Origin of the sequence: Streptomyces oryzae, assembly GCF_017676365.1 — a bacterium.
GTDB classification, from domain to species: Bacteria; Actinomycetota; Actinomycetes; order Streptomycetales; family Streptomycetaceae; genus Streptomyces; species Streptomyces oryzae.
On the sequence record NZ_JADKMA010000158.1, the window covers coordinates 1 to 18,356 of the forward strand.

The window sequence follows — 18,356 nt, forward strand, 5'->3', positions numbered from 1 at the left end:
GACCCGAACCCGAACCCGGACCCGAACCTCATCCCGCACGCGGACGGGAGTCCGGTCGCGCCCCCGGCCCCGCCCCAGGCCCGGCTGCGCGCGCTGGGCCCGAACTGGTACGCGGCGGTGATGGGCACCGCCATCGTCCCCGCCGCCGGCACCGTGGTGCCCGTACATCCGCCGCACCCCGTGCTGGAGGGCGTATGGGCGCTGGCCGCTGCGGGGCTGGTGACGCTGCTGGTGGCCCGGGCAGTGCACTGGCTGCGCCACCGGGACCGGGCCCGCGCCCAGTTGCTCGACCCGGTGGAGGCACCGGCCGTCGCGCCCTTCTACGGCTGTCTGGCAATGGCGCTGCTGGCCGTCGGCGGCGCGGCACTGGCGCTCCGGGTGCCGGGGGCCGTCGGAATCGACGCGGGGCTGTGGGCGGCCGGTACGGCGGTGGGGCTGGTGGCGACCATCGCCGTGCCGTATCTGATGATCACCCGGCATGAGGTGCGGCCGGACAGCGCGGGCCCGGTGTGGCTGCTGCCGGTGGTGGCGCCGATGGTCTCGGCGGCGCTCGGCCCGCCCCTCGCGGTGCACCTGCCCGCGGGGCAGCCGAGACAGACGATGCTGCTGGGTTCCCTCGCACTCTTCGGGATGAGCCTGCTGGCGACCCTGCTGATCCTGCCGCTGGTCTTCTCGCGGCTCCTGCACCACGGCCCGCTGCCGCTGCCGATGACGCCGGCGCTCTTCCTCGTCCTCGGCCCGCTGGGGCAGTCCACGACGGCGCTGGGCAACCTCGCCGATGTCGAGCCCGGTTCGTTCAGGGCGCTGTCGGTGCTGTACGGGGTTCCGGTGCTCGGCTTCGCGCTGCTGTGGCTCGCGCTGTCCGCCGCGCTGGTGGTGCGGGCCGCGCGACAGGGGATGGGTTTCTCCCTGACCTGGTGGGCGTTCACCTTCCCTGTCGGCACCTGTGTGACCGGAGCGGCGGCGGTGTGGCGGCACACCGGAGCCGTGGTCTTCGGCTGGCTGGCGGTGGCGCTGTACGCGCTGCTGGTCGCCGCCTGGGCCACGGCCGCCGTACGGACCGTGGGCGGGCTGTTCAGCGGGACGCTGCTCGCGGCGCCGCGCTGAGCACCTGGGGCGGTTGCGCCGAGGAGGGGGCCGTACCGGCAGCCGTCGGTCAGGACCGCACCGCGCCAGGAAGGTGAGGATCTGCCCGATCCGTTTCGGTAAAGCGCGAAACGGTACCTCTTCCTCCATGGTCAGCATCGGATACTTTCTTGCGTGCGAGGAGTTCGGGCCCAAGGAGCTGGTCCGCCAGGCGCGGATGGCCGAGGAGGCGGGGTTCCAGCGGCTGTGGATCTCCGACCACTTCCACCCATGGACGGACGCGCAGGGCAACAGCCCCTTCGTGTGGTCGGTCATCGGAGCGCTCTCCCAGGCCACCTCGCTGCCGGTGGGCACCGCCGTCACCTGCCCCACCTTCCGGATGCACCCGGCCGTCGTCGCTCACGCCTCGGCCACCGCCGCCGTCCAGCTGGAGGGCCGGTTCACGCTCGGCGTCGGCAGCGGCGAAGCGCTCAACGAGCATGTGCTGGGCCAGCACTGGCCGCCGGCCCGGGAGCGGCTGGAGCGGCTGGAGGAGGCCGTGGAGATCATCCGGCTGCTGCACCGCGGCAAGCGCACCACTTTCCGCGGCACCTTCTACCGGGTTGACGAGGCCCGGCTCTACACCGTGCCGGACGAGCCCGTGCCGATCTCCGTCTCCGCCTTCGGCCCCAAGGCCACCGATCTGGCGGCCCGGATCGGCGACGCCTTCTGCACCGCCGCACCCGACGCGGAACTGGTCGAGCGCTACCGCACGGCGGGCGGCGGAAAGCGTCCGGTACAGGGCGGGATGAAGGTGTGCTGGGCGCCCAGCGAGGAGGAGGGGCTGGATGCGGCACACCGGCTGTGGGCCACCGAGCTGCTGCCGGGCCGGCTGCCCGCCACCCTGACCGGCCAGCGGGACTTCGCCGCCGCCGCTTCGCTGGTGCCGCGCGACGCGGTCGCCGCGCAGATGGTGTGCGGCCCGGAACCGGCGCGCCACCGCGAGCGGGTGCAACGCTACGTGGACGCCGGGTTCGACGAGGTGTACGTCCACCAGATCGGCGGCCGGCACGAGGAGTTCTTCCGCGTCTGGCAGGACGAGGTGCTCCCGGCGTTCCACAACGGCTGACGAACCGGCCTCCGCCGACAGCGAAGTGGGGCCCCGGCTGCTGCCGGGGCCCCACAGCTATGTGCCGCTCTCCCACGGCCACCCGACGGCCTCTTCACCAGCGGCCAGCATCGCCATCATGGTGAACAGCTTGTCGGAGAAGCCGCCGATCTCGAAGCGGTTGGGCCGCGAGGTGTCCAGTGCGGACGGCGCGTACCCGGAGGTGTTGACGCCGAATACCGGCACGGATGCGGGCACCGCCTCGGAGACCGAGACGCCGCGCGAGTCGCTGCCCGGGTAGTGGAACGCCTGCATGTCCGAGACGATCACGACCCGGTCGTGCCCGTCGTAGGTCGCCCGCAGCGCCGCCACCGTCTCGGTGCCGTACCCGACCTCACCCAGCCGGGAGCGGAACGCCTCGATCGTCGGGAGCACCGAGCCGCCGCGGGGCAGCTCGTGCCGGAAGTGCCCGTTGGCGAAGCCGTACATCTCCACCTGCTCACCTCGGTGCGCGAGCGTGGCGCCGAACAGGGCGCCGACATCCGCGTGCGAGACGGTGGAGCGCGCCGAGACCGAGCCCTGCATGGAGCCCGAGGAGTCCACCAGCAGCAGCGTGCGGCCGGGCAGCGACGGGACGTTCGCGGTGGAGGCGGCGAGCGCCTGCTCCAGCGCGTGCGCCCAGCGCAGCGACGGCGCGGCACGGTACGCGGACAGGAAGCGGTACGGGAACTGCCGGGAGCGGGCGATCTGCTCCGGGTCCCGCAGCCGGTCGATGACCTGCTGCGCCGCCTCGTCCGAGACGCCGACGCGGTCGAAGTTGCGCAGGTTGCGCAGCTGCGCCATCAGCCCCATGGAGGGCAGCACGGCCTCCCAGGCCGCCGCGTCCATCGGGCCCTGGAGCCAGCCCGCCAGCGCCTCCCACGTCATACCGGCGCGGGCGAGAACGGCGGGACCGTCCGGCTGGGTGGGCACGAACTGCCGGTCGACGACGGGAACCGCCATCAGCTCGGTGCGGGCCGCCACCGTCGGCAGCGCCTCCGGAACCTGCGTGTCCCGGCCGTGCCTGCGGTCGATCGCGTGCCGGAACAGCTCGCCCTGCCACGGCTTTTCCGGGTCGGGCGCGGCGTGGACCAGCTCCAGCACGTCGCCGAACCGGAAGGCGTGGCTGTCGGTGTCGTACTTCAGCAGCGCCTTCTCGGTGTACAGCCGGCGCACCGCGTCACCGAGCCCGCGCTTGACGGGCTTGGGGACGGCGCGGCCGAAGGTGGCGGTCCAGTACGCCAGGAACTCGCCCGGCTCGTCGGCGCGCCGGCAGGCGGCGGCCACGATCTCGCGGTTGTCGCCGTGCTTGCCCTCGGCCAGCCGCGCCCAGACCGCGTGTGCGGCGGCGACCAGCGAGGCGGAGCGCATCTGCGCCTCGTCCCGCAGCCACGCCACGAAGCGGGCCGTCCAGGGCCCGTCCTCGACGGCGACGGTGTGCACCAGGTCCGCGTAGCGGTTGTCGCGGTTGGCGGCCGTCTCGTAGAAGGTGTCCTCACCGACCATGTTGACGACGGCGAGCAGTACGAGCTCGGACTTGGCGTCCCGCACATATGCCTTGCCGCCCTCGTGGGTGACGGTGAGCGCGTTGCGCGCATGCGTGTGCTGCCGGTTGAACTTGCTCATGATTCCCCCGAATTTCCCCCGAATTGCCTTTCTGAGTGAGTGGAACGGCATGCGCCTCGGGAAAAGCGGGCGTGCGGCATTCCGGAAACGCCCGAGAACTGGGGTCGGACGACGGGCCGATTCAAGGAAGTGAAGTAACCGTCGTCCACGCACCGGGCGCTCCGGTGTGCGCCGAGCACGCCTCCCGAGATCGATGCGACGGCGGGTTTCAGGATTCGAACCTGTTCCACCAAAGAAGTAACCGCCGTCTGCGCACCGGGAGGTGCGTTCGTTCACGTCTACGACGGTAGGCCGTGCCCGGCGGCGCGTCACATGAATTTCCGCGGTCACTTGACCGGTGCCAGCTTGTCCTCCAGGCCCGGGTGGGCGTCCAGCCACTTGCGTGCGGACTCCTTCTCCTTGCCCTTGCCGCCCTTCTGGATGGCGGCTTCGAGGGAGCCGAGGTCCTTCTCGGACATCTTGAAGTTCCTCAGCCAGCCGTACAGCTCGGGGAAGTCCTTCTTGAAGCCCTTCTTGGCGGTCACATGGATGTGGTCGCCCTTGCCCCAGGCGCCCTTGGGGTCCTCGAGCTTCTTCATCGGGTACTTGTTGTAGACCCAGTGCGGCGACCAGGTGGTGGCCAGGACCGGCTTGTGCTGCTTCACCGACTTGTCCACCGCGGAGAGCATGGACGAGGTGCTGGAGGAGACGACCTTGTACTCCTTGTCCAGCCCGTAGTCCTCGAGGACCTGTTTGAGGATCTTCATCTCGCCCGCGCTGGACTCGATGCCGGTGATCTTTCCGCCGAACAGCTTGCTCTTGCCCTTGAGGTCGTCCAGCGAGTTGACGCCCTTGACGTAGGACGGCACGGACAGCTCCAGCGAGGTGGGCCCGTACCAGGAGCCCACGTCGGTGAGTCTGTCCTTGTACTTGCGCCAGTACTGCTCGTGCGTCGTCGGCAGCCAGGCGTCCGTCTGGAAGTCGACCTGGCCCTGGGACATGGCGGTGAACAGCGGGCCGGGGTCGAGCTGTTCGACCTTCGGCTTGTAGCCGCGGTCCTCCAGGATGTTGTCCCACAGGTAGGTCGTCGCGATGGCCTCGTCCCAGGGGAAGTAGGCCATGCTCACCGATTTGCCCGCGTCGTTGCCGTGCTTCTTCTGGCCGGGCACCGGCGCCATCTTGTCCAGGAAGCCGGGGTGCGCCTTCAGCCACTGCTTGACGCCCTGCTGCTCCTGGCCCTTCGGCGCCCCCTGGATCTTGGCCTCCAGAGAGGTGAGCTGCTTCTCCGACAGATGGAAGTTCCTCAGCCAGTGCGCCACGGTCGGCTCGTCCTCGGCGAAGCCCTTCCGGGCGACGTTGTAGAGCTTCTCGCCCTTGCCGAAGGCCCCCTTGGGGTCCTTGAGCTTGGTCAGGCCGTACTTGTTGTACGCCCAGTGCGGCGACCAGAGGGTGACGACGACCGGCTCCTTCTGCTGGATGGAGCGCTTCAGCTCCGACAGCATCGAGGAGGTGCTGGAGGAGACGACCTTGTACTCGCCCTGCAGGCCGTAGGCCTTGAGGACCTTGTCCTTGAGGATCTTCATCTCACCGGCGCTGGACTCGATGCCGATGATCTTGCCGTGGAACTTCTTCCCCTTGCCCTTGAGGTCGTCCAGCGAGTTGACGCCCTTGACGTAGGACGGCACGGACAGCTCCAGCGAGGTGGGCCCGTACCAGGCACCCAGCTTCTCCATCTTGGAGCCGTACTTGTCCCAGTACTGCTGGTGCGTGGTGGGCAGCCAGGCGTCCGTCTGGAAGTCGGTCCGGCCCTGGGAGAGGGAGGTGTAGAGCGGGCCCGGGTCGAGCTGCGTGAGGCCGGGCTTGTAGCCGCGCTCCTCCAGCGCCTCCTTCCACAGGTAGGAGGTGGCGATGCCCTCGTCCCAGGGGATGTAGCCCATCTTGAGCTGCTTGCCCTTGCCGACGTTCGTGCCGCCCTGGGCCTGTTCGCCGGAGCCGGAGCTGATCATGTTCATCCCGCCCGCGGCCAGCGTCAGGGCCAGCACCCCGGAGAGTGCGACAACCGTGCCCGGCTTGTAGCGGACGAACTGCATCCGGCCCATCATGGCGGCAGCCTTGGCCGCGGCGCGGCGGCCGAGCGGCGAGACATGTACGTTCAGCGCTCCCGTCATCCGGTCCAGATACATGGCGAGGATGACGACAGCGATGCCGGACTCGACGCCCAGCCCGATCTGAACCTGGGTGACGGCCGCGTAGACCCGCTCGCCGAGGCCCGGCGCACCGGCCATACCGGCGATGACGACCATCGACAGCGCGAGCATGATGACCTGGTTGATACCGGCCATGATCGTCGGCAGCGCCAGCGGGAACTGCACCCGGGCGAGGGTCTGCCGGGGGCTGGTGCCGAATGCGTCGGCCGCCTCCACCAGCTCGGTGTCGACCTGCCGGATGCCCAGCTCGGTCATCCGCACGCCGGGCGGCATCGAGAAGATGATCGTGGCCAGCAGGCCGGGAGTGGTACCGACGGAGAAGAACATCACGCCGGGGATGAGGTAGACGAACGCCGGCATCGTCTGCATCACGTCGAGCACCGGGCGCACGGCAGCGCTGACGGCCTTCGTACGGGCCGCCAAGATGCCGGTGGGCACGGCGAAGAAGATGGTGATGACGGCGGCGGCCAGCACGAGCGACAACGTGGACATCGCGTCGCCCCACAGCCCGAAGGAGTCGATCAGCACGAAGCCGACGAAGGCCACCACGCCCGCGATCAGGCCGCGCAGCCAGAACGCGATGACGGCGAAGATCCCGGCCAGCAGCAGCGGCTCGGCGCCGCCCAGGACCATGTTGATCCCGTCGTAGAGCCCGGTCAGCACCGTGTTGATGAGGTCGAACAGCCAGCTGAGGTTCGTCTGCAGCCAGTTGACGGCGGTCTCGGCCCAGTTGCCGGGATGGAACTCAGGCACGTGCGCACACCCCGCTCCCCGTACCGCCCTGCGCGTACGACTCGACCCGGGGTTCCTCGGCCAGTGCGGCGAGCAGCCGTTCCCGGTCCACGACGCCCACCGGGGTGCCCGACCCGTCGGTGACCACCAGTGCGTGCCCGCTGGTGGCGAACGGGGTGAACAGCTCGGCCAGCGGGGTCTCGGTGGTGACGGTGGCGGGACGCGCCCGGCCGTCGCCGTCGGTGAGCGCCGCGGCGTCAACCTTCCCGTCCCGCATGATCGCCCCGGCGGTCAGCACCCGGGAGCGGTCCACGTCCTGGATGAAGGAGGCGACGTAGTCGGTGGCGGGCCGCAGGAGGATGTCCTCGGCGGTGCCGGTCTGCACGATCCGGCCGTCCCGCATCACCGCGATACGGTCGCCGAGCCGCATGGCCTCGTTCAGATCGTGGGTGATGAAGACGATGGTCTTGCGCAGGGACTTCTGCAGCTGCAGCAGCTGGTCCTGCATGTCGCGGCGGATCAGCGGGTCCAGCGCGCTGAAGGACTCGTCCATCAAGAGCAGGTCGGCGTCGGTGGCCAGGGCGCGGGCCAGGCCCACCCGCTGCTGCATGCCGCCGGACAGCTCGTCGGGCCAGGACCGCTCCCAACCCTTGAGCCCGGCCAGCTCCAGTGCCTCGGTGGCGCGCCGCTCGCGCTCCCCGCGCGGGACGCCCTGCACCTCCAGGCCGTAGGCGGCATTCTCCAGCACGCTGCGGTGCGGGAAGAGCGCGAAGTGCTGGAAGACCATGCTGATCTTGTTCGCGCGTACCTGGCGCAGCTCGCGGGGGCGGAGGGCGGTCAGGTCGTCCCCGTCGAACAGGACCCGCCCCGAGGTGGGTTCGAGAAGCCCGTTGAGCATCCGCAGCAGCGTGGACTTGCCGGAACCGGAGAGGCCCATGACGACGAATATGTGCCCCTCCTCCACTTCGAAGGAGGCATCGATCACGGCGGCCGTCGCGCCCTGGGCCCGCAGTTCGTCGCGGTCCGTACCGGCTTCCAGCTGGGCTACTGCCTGGTCTGCTCGCCTCCCGAACACTTTGTACAGGTGCTCGGCTCTCAGCCTGGACACATTCACCCTCTTGACTTCGACAACAAGGACCCCGGCATCCCCTCCCTCGCCGTGGTGCACCTCGCCGCGGAGCGACGAAAGCAGTGCAATCGGCGCATACCAGAAAGATGAATCCTACATCGAACCATTATCGAACCGGCCCTGCCCCTGGATCGTGACCCCGAACCGGGACCGACGCCCTCCATAGCGACCGAATGGGTACAACAGCCACTCAAGTGGCACCTAAGGGGCACTCACCGGTACCGGAGGGCCACGAGGCGTGCGGTGTCGGTGCCGTACGGCATCATCGGTCCGTGACCATCACCACAGCGAACGCAGCGAGCCCGGCGCATGCCCGGGGCGGCCACCGGCTGATGCTCCTGGACACCGCCTCGCTCTACTTCCGCGCCTATTTCGGCGTCCCTGACACCGTCCGCGCCCCGGACGGAACCCCCGTCAACGCGGTGCGCGGGCTGCTCGACTTCATCGCCAGACTGGTCCAGGACCACCGCCCCCAGGCGCTGGCGGCCTGCATGGACGCCGACTGGCGCCCCCAGTGGCGGGTCGAGCTGATCCCCTCCTACAAGGCACACCGCGTCGCCGAGGAGATCCCGGACGGCCCGGACGTGGAAGAGACCCCCGACACCCTGGGCCCGCAGGTCCCGGTGATCGAGCAGGTGCTGGACGCCATCGGCCTGGCCCGGCTGGGCGCCGAGGGGTACGAGGCGGACGACGTGATCGGCACTCTCGCCACCCGCGCAGCCGGCCCGGTCGACGTCGTCACCGGCGACCGCGATCTGTTCCAGCTCATCGACGACGAACGCGGCGTCCGCGTCCTCTACCCCGTCAAGGGCGTCGGCAGCCTGGACGCGTACGACGGTGCGGCACTGCGGGCCAGATACGGCGTCGACGGCGCCGGGTACGCGGATCTGGCCGTGCTGCGGGGCGACCCCAGCGACGGCCTGCCCGGGGTGCGCGGCATCGGTGAGAAGACGGCCGCCAAGCTGCTGGCCCAGTACGGCCACCTGGCCGGTATCCGTGCCGCAGCGGCCGACCCGGTCTCCCGGCTCACCCCGGCCCAGCGCACGAAGTTCAAGGAAGCCGCCGCCTATCTGGATGTCGCACCGACGGTGGTGCGGGTCGCCCGGGACATCCCCCTCCCGGAGGCCGACCTCACCCTCCCCCGCACCCCGCGCGACCCCGAGCTGCTGGAGGAGCTGGCCGAGCGGTGGGGGCTGGGCGGCTCGCTGCGACGGCTGCTGGAGGCGCTCGCGGGCTGACGCATGCGCTGATCTTTCCCGGCCCCGTCTGTTAGCTTAGGTATACCTAAGTTGCTCCGTGTCCAGGGAGGCCCTGTGCCCGAACGCCCGGCCCGTCCAGCCCGCAACAAACCGCAGCTCCACCAGGCGCGCGTGGTCCGTACCGAGCAGCTGACGCCGCACATGGTGCGCGTCGTCCTCGGCGGCGAGTCCCTGGCGGGCTTCCCGGCCGGTGAGTACACCGACCACTACGTCAAGCTGCTGTTCCCCGCGCCCGGGGTCAGCTATCCGGAGCCGTTCGACATCGCCTGGATCCGCGCCGAGCTGCCGCGCTCGCAGTGGCCCTCGATGCGCACCTACACCGTCCGTGCCTGGGACCCGGCCGCGCTGGAGCTGACCCTCGACTTCGTCGTACACGGCGACGAGGGCCTTGCCGGGCCGTGGGCCCGCTCCGCCACCGTCGGCGAGGAGGTCAGATTCCTGGGCCCCGGCGGCGCCTACGCGCCCAGCCCGCAGGCCGACTGGCACCTGCTGGCCGGCGACGAGAGCGCCCTCCCCGCCATCGCGGCCTCCCTGGCCCGGATGCCCGCAGGCGCCCCCGTACGGGCGCTGATCGAGGTCGCGGGGCCCGCGGAGGAGCAGCCGCTGGAAGCCCCGCTCGGCGCCGAGGTGCGCTGGCTGCACCGCGGCGCGGCGCCGGTGGGCGAGCTCCTTGTCAAAGCCGTCCGCGAACTGGAGTTCCCTCCTGGGCGGGTGCACGCCTTCGTACACGGCGAGGCCGGCTTCGTGAAGGAGCTCCGCGGCCATCTGCGGCTGGAGCGCGGCATCGAGCGCGAACAGCTCTCCATCTCCGGCTACTGGCGGCTCGGTTCGGACGAGGACGGCTGGCAGGCGTCGAAGAAGGAGTGGAACGCCGCCGTCGAGGCGGAACAGGAGCGCCGGCCCGCCGCCTGAGAGAGCCGCACCCGTGGGGCCGGCCCGCGCGGGCTGCCGCCCTCCCCCGCGCGCTGGACGTGGGAGGGCAACAGCCGGGCTCAGCGCGGCTCCAGCGGCCCCGATGGGCAGTGCCGGGGCCCCGTCACAGGGTTGCACCGGACGGCGCGGCTCCGGTCACCCGGCAGCTCCGCGACGTAGTCCGACCCGTAGCGGGCCGCCAGCCCGGGCACCGGGAAGTCGGTGCTGACCATCTGCGCCCCGGACGAGAGCGCGTCCCGCAGCATGCCGGTGTCGCCGCTGCGTGCCTGCTCCAGCGGCACGTCGGACCGGGTGCGTACGAAGAACCCACGCCGCACCAGATCGCGGATGACGGCCTTGTTGGCGCCCGTCGGGTCGTTCACCTTCATGAAGGCGGCGTCGGGCCGCCCCGGTTCGGAGTCGGTGAACAGCACGCGGCCTTGCAGACTCTCGCGGCCTCCGGCGCGGTAGGCGTCCTGGATCTCCTTGCCGTCGTTGTCCATGAAGAACGTGACCTGGCCCCGGGTGTCCCTCACCTTGGGCCAGCCGTACCGCAGCACGGACTGCTCCAGCGTGCGGCCGGGCCGCCGGATGTCGTCCGGGGTGACCGTCTCGTCGTCGGGGAAGACGGAACGGATCTCCTCATCCAGCGCGTCGAGCATCGCCGTGTCCCACGGCGGGCTCTTGGCGCCGCCTTGCTCCTCCAGCCGCGGATCGGTCTGCTTGAGCTCCAGCAGGATCGGTACGGCCACATGTCCTGGCCGGCTGTCGGACCACTTCTTGACCTGCCGCAGACAGCCGCGCAGGGTCACACAGGTCGAGCGGTAGTCGAAGTCCGCCCAGTGCAGCACTTTGAAGCCCGGCGTCCGCAGCCCGGGTTCGTCGAGCGGGGGCAGCCCGGCGCGCTTGCGGATCAGCGGGTCCGCGTACAGCCCGCCCTGGGGATCGGGGAAGACGTCGAGCTCGATACCGCGGGCCCGCTGGCGCTCGAACTGGACGGGAAGCGAGGAGTGACTGTAGAGCAGCGTCTGCCAGTTGGGGTCGTACCGGGACATCAGATTCTGCTCGGCGAGCGAGGTGGTCTCGCGGTGGTAGCTGTTGTGCGTGGCCATCGCCTGGAGCTGGGTCAGCCGGAGGTTCCCGGCCGGATCACCGTGCCCGCCCCGCTCCGCTGCGGTGCCGGACTGGGCGGTGGCGGCGGTGGACGACAGCGCCGCGACCGCGGCGACGGCGGTCACGGCGGTCACCCAACGGCGGATCAGGGATCTGGCTCTGCTGCTGCCGGTACTGCTGCTCGTACGCACTTGGCCCCCTGTCGAGTACGGGACGAACGCGGCTCGCGCGAGTCACACAGGACACTGCCGGGCCCGTACGGCCTTACGGTTCCCGGCAGTTGACGCACGCCTGAACATCCCGCCCCGCCCGACGGCCGTCAACACCGCCCGCCAGGTTGCCGACCCGGTTGCCGAGCTCACCCCACGCTGGAGTACGCCACCACGCCCCGCAGCATGCCGTCTATCGCCCGGCGCGCGTTCCTCGGCACCGTGCCGCCGTCGGGCGCGGCCGCGGCCAACTGGCCGAGGACGTCGATGACCTGCTTGCACCAGCGCACGAAGTCACCGGCCGGCATATCGGCCTCGCGCAGCACCTCGTCCAGGCCGTGCCCGTCCGCCCAGCGGTAGGCGGCCCAGGCGAAGCCCAGGTCGGGCTCGCGCTGGCCGACGCCCTCGGTCGCGGTGATCCGGTGCTCCTCCTCCAGCGCGTCCAGCCGGCCCCAGATCCGCACCATCTCGCCGAGCGCGGCCCTCGCCCTGCCGCCGGGCAGCTTGGGCGGCAGGGCCTCGTCGTTGCTGCGGGCCTCGAACACCAACGCGGACACGCAGGCGGCCAGTTCGGCAGGGGGCAGCCCCTCCCACACGCCCTCGCGCAGGCACTCCGAGGCCAGCAGGTCCAGCTCGCCGTAGAGCCTGGCCAGCACCCGGCCGTCGTCGGTGACATGGTCGCCCGAGAGATAGCCCAGCTCCGACAGCAGCGCGTAGACCCGGTCGAAGGTACGGGCGATGGTGTTCGTACGGCCCTCGATGCGCCGCTCCAGCTGGCGGGTGTCCCGCTTGAGCCGGTGGTAGCGCTCGGCCCAGCGGGCGTGGTCCTCGCGCTCGTCGCAGCCGTGGCAGGGGTGCTGCCGGATGGCCTTGCGCAGTCGCTCGATCTCGGGGTCGTCCGCGGCGGCCGAGCGCTGCCTGCGGTGCCGCTCGGGAACGTAGTGGCCCGCCTTGCTGCGCAGCGCCGAGGCCAGATCACGGCGCGACTGCGGGCTGCGCGCGTTGAACGACTTGGGGATGCGCATCCGCTCCAGCGGCTCGACGGGCACCGGGAAGTCGATCGGGCCCAGCCGCTTGACCTGCCGCTGCGCCGTCAGCACCAGCGGGCGCGGGCCCTCGTTCCCCGTCGTACCGTCGTAGCCCCGGTGCGAGGCGGAACCGCGTCCGCCGCTCACGCCCGGGTCCAGCACCAGGGCCAGGCCCGCGTACTTGCCGGTGGGCACATGGATGACATCGCCCGGCTTCAGCCGCTCCAGCGCTGCCGCGGCCTGTGCCCTGCGCTGGTTGGCACCCTGCTTGGCCAGCTCCGTCTCGCGCTCCTTGAGCTGCCTGCGCAGCCGCGCGTACTCCTCGAAGTCCCCGAGGTGGCAGGTCATGGAGGCTTGGTAGCCCGCCAGGCCCTCCTCGTTCTTCTGCACCTGCCGGGAGATGCCGACCACCGAGCGGTCGGCCTGGAACTGCGCGAACGACGTCTCCAGCAGCTCGCGCGAGCGGTGCCTGCCGAACTGCGAGACGAGGTTGACCGCCATGTTGTACGACGGCTTGAACGAGGAGCGCAGCGGATACGTACGCGCACCGGCCAGCCCCGCGAGCGCGCCCGGGTCCATGCCGCGCTGCCACAGCACCACGGCGTGTCCCTCGATGTCGATGCCGCGCCGCCCCGCGCGCCCGGTGAGCTGCGTGAACTCACCCGGGGTGATGTCGGCGTGCTGCTCGCCGTTCCACTTGACCAGCTTCTCCAGCACCACGGAGCGGGCCGGCATGTTGATGCCCAGGGCCAGCGTCTCGGTGGCGAAGACGGCCTTGACCAGTCCGCGGACGAACAGCTCCTCGACCACCTCCTTGAAGGTGGGCAGCATCCCCGCGTGGTGCGCGGCGATGCCCCGCTCCAACCCCTCCAGCCACTCGAAGTAGCCGAGGACGTGCAGGTCCTTGTCGGGGATGTCGGCGGTGCGCTCCTCGACGAGCTCCCGGACCCGGGCGCGGGCCGCGTTGTCGTTGAGCCGCAGGCCCGAGTAGAGGCACTGCTGGACGGCGGCCTCACAGCCGGCGCGGCTGAAGATGAACGTGATGGCCGGAAGCAGCCCCTCCGAGTCCAGCCGGTCGATCACCTCGGGGCGGCTGGGCGTCCAGATGCGGGCGCGCTGGCGGCGTTCCCGCTCGCGGTCGGCCTCCCGCTGCGGGCGGCCCCTGCGCCGGTCGCGTCCGTTGCCGACCCGGCTGTTCTCCATCCGGGCCATCCGCACCAGATCGGGGTTGACCTCGCGCTTGTCGCGGGACTCCTCGAACAGGTCGTACATCCGGCGCCCGGCCAGCACGTGCTGCCACAGCGGCACCGGACGGTCCTCGGAGACGATCACCTGGGTGTCGCCACGCACCGTGTCCAGCCAGTCGCCGAACTCCTCCGCATTGGAGACCGTTGCCGAGAGCGAGACGATGGTGACCGACTCGGGAAGGTGGATGATCACCTCTTCCCAGACGGCGCCCCGGAACCGGTCCGAGAGGTAGTGCACCTCGTCCATGACGACGTAGCCCAGGCCCAGCAGGGACTTCGAGCCCGCGTAGAGCATGTTCCGCAGCACCTCGGTCGTCATCACGACGATGGGTGCCTCGGAGTTCACGCTGTTGTCGCCGGTCAGCAGCCCGACCTTGGCAGAGCCGTACCGCTTGACCAGATCGCTGAACTTCTGGTTCGACAGCGCCTTGATGGGCGTCGTGTAGAAGCACTTGCGGCCCTGCGTGAGGGCCAGGTGGACGGCGAACTCGCCCACGATGGTCTTGCCTGAGCCGGTCGGCGCCGCGACCAGCACACCCTTTCCTGCTTCGAGGGCTTGGCACGCCTCGATCTGGAAGGGGTCCAGATCGAAGTCGTACAGGTCACGGAAGGGCGCGAGAGCGGTGGCCTGCTCGGCGGCACGCTTGCGCGCCGCCGAGTACCGCTCCGCGGGGGACAGATCCTCGGTCATCGTGTCTACGAGCCTACCGGCCACCTCTGACAGAACTCACGATCTTTACCGGCCCCCGCAGCGAACCCGGTGGTCAGCGAGGTGCCGACTGCTCGTACCCGGGCGGGCCGCCCGTCCTGGCGCTGCTCAGGTGGCGTCGTCGTAGCCGTCCGGCCGCTGCGGGCCGCCCGCACCGCCGTCGTCCTGCGGGCCGCCCTCGGCGTCGGAGCGCGGCGCCGGCAGCGACTCGGTGGCACCCACGGCCTCGGGCGTGTGCTCGAGCGGCGCCGCCTCGTCGTCGTCCAGCCCTGCGTAGGGGTCCGAACGGTTGCGGCGGCGGTCGTTGAAGAGGCAAATACCGACGGCGCCGAAGTACAGCAGCACGATCGGCGCCGCCAGCGCGCACATCGTCAGCGGGTCACCGGTGGGGGTGGCGACAGCGGCGAAGACGGTGATGCCGATGACCATCCCGCGCCACCAGCCCAGCAGCCGCTTGCCGGTCAGCACCCCGCCGAAGTTGAGCAGCACGAGCAGCAGCGGCAGCTCGAAGGCGAGACCGAAGACGATCACCAGCCGGGTGACGATGTCGAGGAAGTCGTCCAGCGGGATGAGGTTGCCCGCGCCGTCCGGGGAGAAGTCCAACAGCGTCTTGGCGGCCTTCGGCAGCAGCACGTAGGCCAGGAAGGCACCCGCGAGGAACAGCGGAACGCCGGCGCCGACGAACGAGCGCGCATACCGCTTCTCGTGCTTGTGCAGGCCGGGGGCGAGGAAGCCCCACAGCTGGTACAGCCAGATCGGGGAGGCGACGACGACGCCGGTGGTCAGCGCCACCTTCAGCATGATCGTGAACGGTGCGATCAGCCCGTTGATGGTGATCTCGGCGCAGGTCTCGCCCTCCGAGGCGGCCTCACCGAAGCCCTTGGAGCAGCCGACCGACTCCCGCACCGGGTGCATCAGGAAGTCGGCGATCTGCTTGTAGTAGATCATCGCCACGATGGTGACGACGAGGATCGCCAGCACCGACTTCATCAAGCGGTTGCGCAACTCCCGCAGATGGTCCGCGAGAGGCATCCGCCCCTCGGGGTCCTTCTGCTGTTTACCCTGCTTCCGGGCGGACTTGAGCAACCCTCGTCCTCAGTCTCGAAGTGTCGGATACGGCTGGCTCCACCACCCCGCGGCCGTGCCACGGAGCGGACGGCGGGCGCGGCCGGCGCACGTGGCCGGGCCGTCGCTCAGCTCTGCTTGGGCTGGTCCGCCGGCTCGGTGACGGGACGCGAGGTCGAGACGTCACCGGGAGCGGCCTGAATCGTCTTCGGCGCGGACTGCTGTGCCTCACCGGACTTGTCCGCCTCGGTGTCGGAGCCGCTCTCCTTCTTCATCTGCTTGGCTTCGCTCTTGAGGATGCGGGCCGACTTGCCGAGCGAACGGGCCATGTCCGGGAGCTTCTTGGCGCCGAACAGCAGCAGGATGACGAGGAGAATCAGAACGATCTCCATGGGCCTCAAACCTGCGATCATGTGCCACTACCTTCTCGCCGGGGCGGCGTGTTCCGTGCCTGCCGGATGAATCGGACTGGCTGCATCGTGCTGACGTGCCGACATCGATCGTAACCCTGTGGAGTGAACACCGGGCAATCCCCGTGCATCCCCCCGATGGCATGCTCCGGCGCGCCTCGACGCGGCACCTGGCAGCCTACCGCTCCCGGCTCCGCAGCTGGAGACCGGCCGTGGGTCGGTTATGTCTCGTTCGGGCCTTGCGTTCCCCCGGAATCCGTCGCCCCGCCGGTACGCGCGGCCAGCGGCACCGCCGCCCGCTCCAGGTTCTCGGCGGCCCGGGTGATCCGCTCGGAGCTGTCGCCGACCGCCCGCGAGAAGCGGCGGACTTCCAGTCCGACGCGTACGGCGAGCACTCCGAGTACGGTGAGTCCGCAGAAGGCGAGCGCCAGGAAGAACATCGGCCAGAGCATGCGGGCAGCCTAGTGCGGGCCTCTTCTCTGCGCCGGTAACGGGGTGCCCCTTGTTGTTGTTTGCGGACTGCGGGTCGTCTGTGACTGGTCGCGCAGTTCCCCGCGCCCCTGAATTGCTACCCGCAAGCTTGGGCAGTCTGCTCCCCCAGACTCCGTCCGGGAGGTGCCCCCAGGGCGCAGGGTGGGCAAGCGCAGCCCCCCATGCCGGGTGCCCCTACGCTTCGTACGCCGCCAAAGCCTTCCGCGCCGCATCCCGTGCACTCTCGGCGAGCTCCTTCGGCGCAGTGATGCGGCCGTCAGGGCCGAGCCGGAGTGCCAGCCGGCGTAGCGAGGCCGGGTCCGGGGTACGCAGCGTGATGCGCAGGCCACCGTCGGGCAGCTCCTCGGCGCTGTCGTGCGGGTAGTACTCGGCGACCCAGCGCCCGCCAGGGCCGACCTCGACCACGACCTCCGGATCGGTGGCCGCGGGCTGCACCAGCCCGGCGCTCAGATCGCGCGGCTCTATCGGCGGCGGGTCGGAGCGCTCGTCCAGCAGCTTGATCTCGGCCACCCGGTCCAGCCGGAAGGTGCGCCGCGCCTCCGAGAGCCGGCACCACGCCTCGACGTAGGTGTGGCCGACCGCGAACAGCCGGATCGGGTCCACCTCGCGCTCGGTCAGCTCGTCCCTGGCCGGTGAGTAGTAGCGGATCCACAGCCGGCGGCGCTCCGCGATGGCCCGGTCCACATCGGCGAACACACCGCCCTCCGACTCGAAGGTGACCGACAGCCGCGAGCTGGCGCCCGCGCTCTCGCCCGCCGCCGTCTCCAGCTTGGCCACGGCGCGCTGCAGCGCGTCCCGGTCGCTCTCCCGCAGCCCCGGCAGGGTGGCCACCGCGCGGGCCGCGACCAGCAGCGCCGTCGCCTCGTCGGCGGCCAGCCGCAGCGGCTGTGCCGTATCGCTGCCCAGGGCCTCGGAGTTGCGCCACCAGATGCGTTCACCGTCGGTGTCGATCTCCAGCAGATCGCCGCCGCGGAAGCTGGTGCCGCACATCGGCAGCACGTTCAGATCGGAGATCAGCTCGTCGTCGGAGATCCCGAAGGCGCGCGCGACCTCCTCGACCCTGGCCCCCGGCCGGTCCTTGAGATAGGTGACCAGCGAGAGCATCCTGCGGGTCTGGTCGATGGCGTTCACCGCCATGTGCCGCTCCTCCCTCAGCCCTTTGCCACGGCACGCAGCCGGTCGATCACATCGGCGCGCAGCTCGGCGGGCTCCAGCACGACGACGTCGGGCCCGAACTCCACCAGCCAGGCGTCCAGACCGTGCCCGTACGGAATCTCCAACTCGTCCCACCCCTCGTCGAGTTCCCGGGTGCGCAGCGCCCGCGCCCGCAGCGGATAGCCCGCACCGGCGCGCAGCCTGATCCGCGCCGTCTCGGTGGCGCCCTCGCCGGCCCAGCGCTCCACGGTCTCGCGTACCGTCACCTGATCGGGTACGGGCGCGGTGAAGGCGGCGGCACGGGAGCGGACCGGACCGGTGATCCGGGAGAGCCGGAAGACCCGTTCGGCCTGCCGCTCCCGGTCCCAGCCCGCCAGATACCAGTGCCCGCGCCAGCACTCCAGCGTCCACGGCTCGACATGGCGCCGCTCGGAGCGGGCCGCGTTGGACTTGCGGTAGTCGAAGACGACGGGGCGGCGGTCGCGGCAGGCCAGCATCAGAGGCTCGAACGCGGCCTCCCGCGCCGGGATATGCGGCTCCAATGTGCTGAGCTGCCGCTCCCCGCTCTGTTCCGGAATCGCCCCCGGCGGCATACCGCCGGCCGCGTGCAGCTTCTGCAGCGCACCACTGGCCGCCGCGGCGAGCCGGGCCTGCTGCCAGACCCTGGCCGCGAGCCCGAGGGCTGTGGCCTCGGCGGCGTCCAGCGTGATGGGCGGGAGGCGGTTGCTGTCGCGGCGGGCGACGTAGCCGGTCTCCCCGTCCAGATTGTCGACGGTGTCGATGACGAGCCCCAGCTCACGCAGATCGTCCTTGTCGCGCTCGAACATCCGGCTGAAGGACTCCTCGGTCCCCGCCGGCCCGGCCCCCCGGCC

At 70.7% G+C, this 18,356-nt stretch carries 14 protein-coding genes; 4 read left to right on the plus strand and 10 right to left on the minus strand.

Annotated features, from left to right (window positions below; all coding sequences use genetic code 11):
• Nucleotides 1–30 precede the first annotated feature (30 nt).
• Both ITI46_RS25375 and ITI46_RS25380 read left to right on the plus strand, forming a co-directional pair.
• On the plus strand, nt 31–1,107 hold the full coding sequence (locus ITI46_RS25375) for a TDT family transporter (protein ID WP_209242166.1): 1,077 nt from the start codon (nt 31–33) through the stop codon (nt 1,105–1,107).
• Nucleotides 1,108–1,234: 127 nt separating this feature from the next.
• The gene (locus ITI46_RS25380; protein WP_209242143.1) at nt 1,235–2,194 is read left to right on the plus strand and encodes a TIGR03557 family F420-dependent LLM class oxidoreductase; all 960 of its coding nucleotides are present in this window, start codon (nt 1,235–1,237) and stop codon (nt 2,192–2,194) included.
• 57 nt (nt 2,195–2,251) lie between these two features.
• On the opposite strand, the gene ITI46_RS25385 is transcribed toward ITI46_RS25380, so the two are convergent.
• The 3 genes from ITI46_RS25385 to ITI46_RS25395 all read right to left on the minus strand — a co-directional run bounded on the left by ITI46_RS25385 (nt 2,252) and on the right by ITI46_RS25395 (nt 7,864).
• A complete protein-coding gene (locus ITI46_RS25385) occupies nt 2,252–3,838 on the minus strand; it encodes a TROVE domain-containing protein (RefSeq protein WP_209242145.1) in 1,587 nt (528 codons plus the stop codon).
• Nucleotides 3,839–4,164: 326 nt separating this feature from the next.
• Nucleotides 4,165–6,777: an ABC transporter permease/substrate binding protein gene (locus tag ITI46_RS25390; protein ID WP_209242147.1), complete on the minus strand. Its 2,613-nt coding sequence runs from the start codon at nt 6,775–6,777 to the stop codon at nt 4,165–4,167.
• Nucleotides 6,770–7,864: a quaternary amine ABC transporter ATP-binding protein gene (locus ITI46_RS25395; protein WP_209242149.1), complete on the minus strand. Its 1,095-nt coding sequence runs from the start codon at nt 7,862–7,864 to the stop codon at nt 6,770–6,772. Before ITI46_RS25395 ends, ITI46_RS25390 begins: the two co-directional genes overlap by 8 nt.
• A gap of 353 nt (nt 7,865–8,217) precedes the next feature.
• On the opposite strand from ITI46_RS25395, the gene ITI46_RS25400 reads away from it, so the two are divergent.
• Nucleotides 8,218–9,123: a 5'-3' exonuclease gene (locus ITI46_RS25400; protein WP_209242168.1), complete on the plus strand. Its 906-nt coding sequence runs from the start codon at nt 8,218–8,220 to the stop codon at nt 9,121–9,123.
• 75 nt (nt 9,124–9,198) lie between these two features.
• Nucleotides 9,199–10,056 carry a siderophore-interacting protein gene (locus tag ITI46_RS25405; protein WP_209242151.1) on the plus strand — a complete coding sequence of 286 codons (858 nt, stop codon included), beginning with the start codon at nt 9,199–9,201 and terminating at the stop codon, nt 10,054–10,056.
• Between the two features lie 80 nt (nt 10,057–10,136).
• Here ITI46_RS25405 and ITI46_RS25410 read toward each other — a convergent pair whose 3' ends face one another.
• The 7 genes from ITI46_RS25410 to ITI46_RS25440 form a co-directional block, all read right to left on the minus strand.
• The gene (locus tag ITI46_RS25410) at nt 10,137–11,294 is read right to left on the minus strand and encodes a phosphatidylinositol-specific phospholipase C1-like protein (protein ID WP_209242153.1); all 1,158 of its coding nucleotides are present in this window, start codon (nt 11,292–11,294) and stop codon (nt 10,137–10,139) included.
• A 233-nt stretch (nt 11,295–11,527) separates the two neighbouring features.
• Complete coding sequence (locus ITI46_RS25415) at nt 11,528–14,344, minus strand: DEAD/DEAH box helicase (protein ID WP_209242155.1); 2,817 nt, start codon at nt 14,342–14,344, stop codon at nt 11,528–11,530.
• Between the two features lie 126 nt (nt 14,345–14,470).
• Nucleotides 14,471–15,448 (minus strand): twin-arginine translocase subunit TatC, encoded by a 978-nt coding sequence (tatC, locus tag ITI46_RS25420; protein WP_209242157.1) that lies wholly within the window; start codon nt 15,446–15,448, stop codon nt 14,471–14,473.
• Between the two features lie 107 nt (nt 15,449–15,555).
• Nucleotides 15,556–15,840: a Sec-independent protein translocase subunit TatA gene (tatA, locus tag ITI46_RS25425; protein WP_209242158.1), complete on the minus strand. Its 285-nt coding sequence runs from the start codon at nt 15,838–15,840 to the stop codon at nt 15,556–15,558.
• Nucleotides 15,841–16,058: 218 nt separating this feature from the next.
• Nucleotides 16,059–16,289: a hypothetical protein gene (locus tag ITI46_RS25430; protein ID WP_209242160.1), complete on the minus strand. Its 231-nt coding sequence runs from the start codon at nt 16,287–16,289 to the stop codon at nt 16,059–16,061.
• 214 nt (nt 16,290–16,503) lie between these two features.
• Nucleotides 16,504–17,466: a helix-turn-helix transcriptional regulator gene (locus tag ITI46_RS25435; protein ID WP_209242162.1), complete on the minus strand. Its 963-nt coding sequence runs from the start codon at nt 17,464–17,466 to the stop codon at nt 16,504–16,506.
• A gap of 14 nt (nt 17,467–17,480) precedes the next feature.
• A partial coding sequence (locus ITI46_RS25440) for a helix-turn-helix transcriptional regulator (RefSeq protein ID WP_209242164.1) occupies nt 17,481–18,356 on the minus strand: 876 nt, incomplete at its 5' end.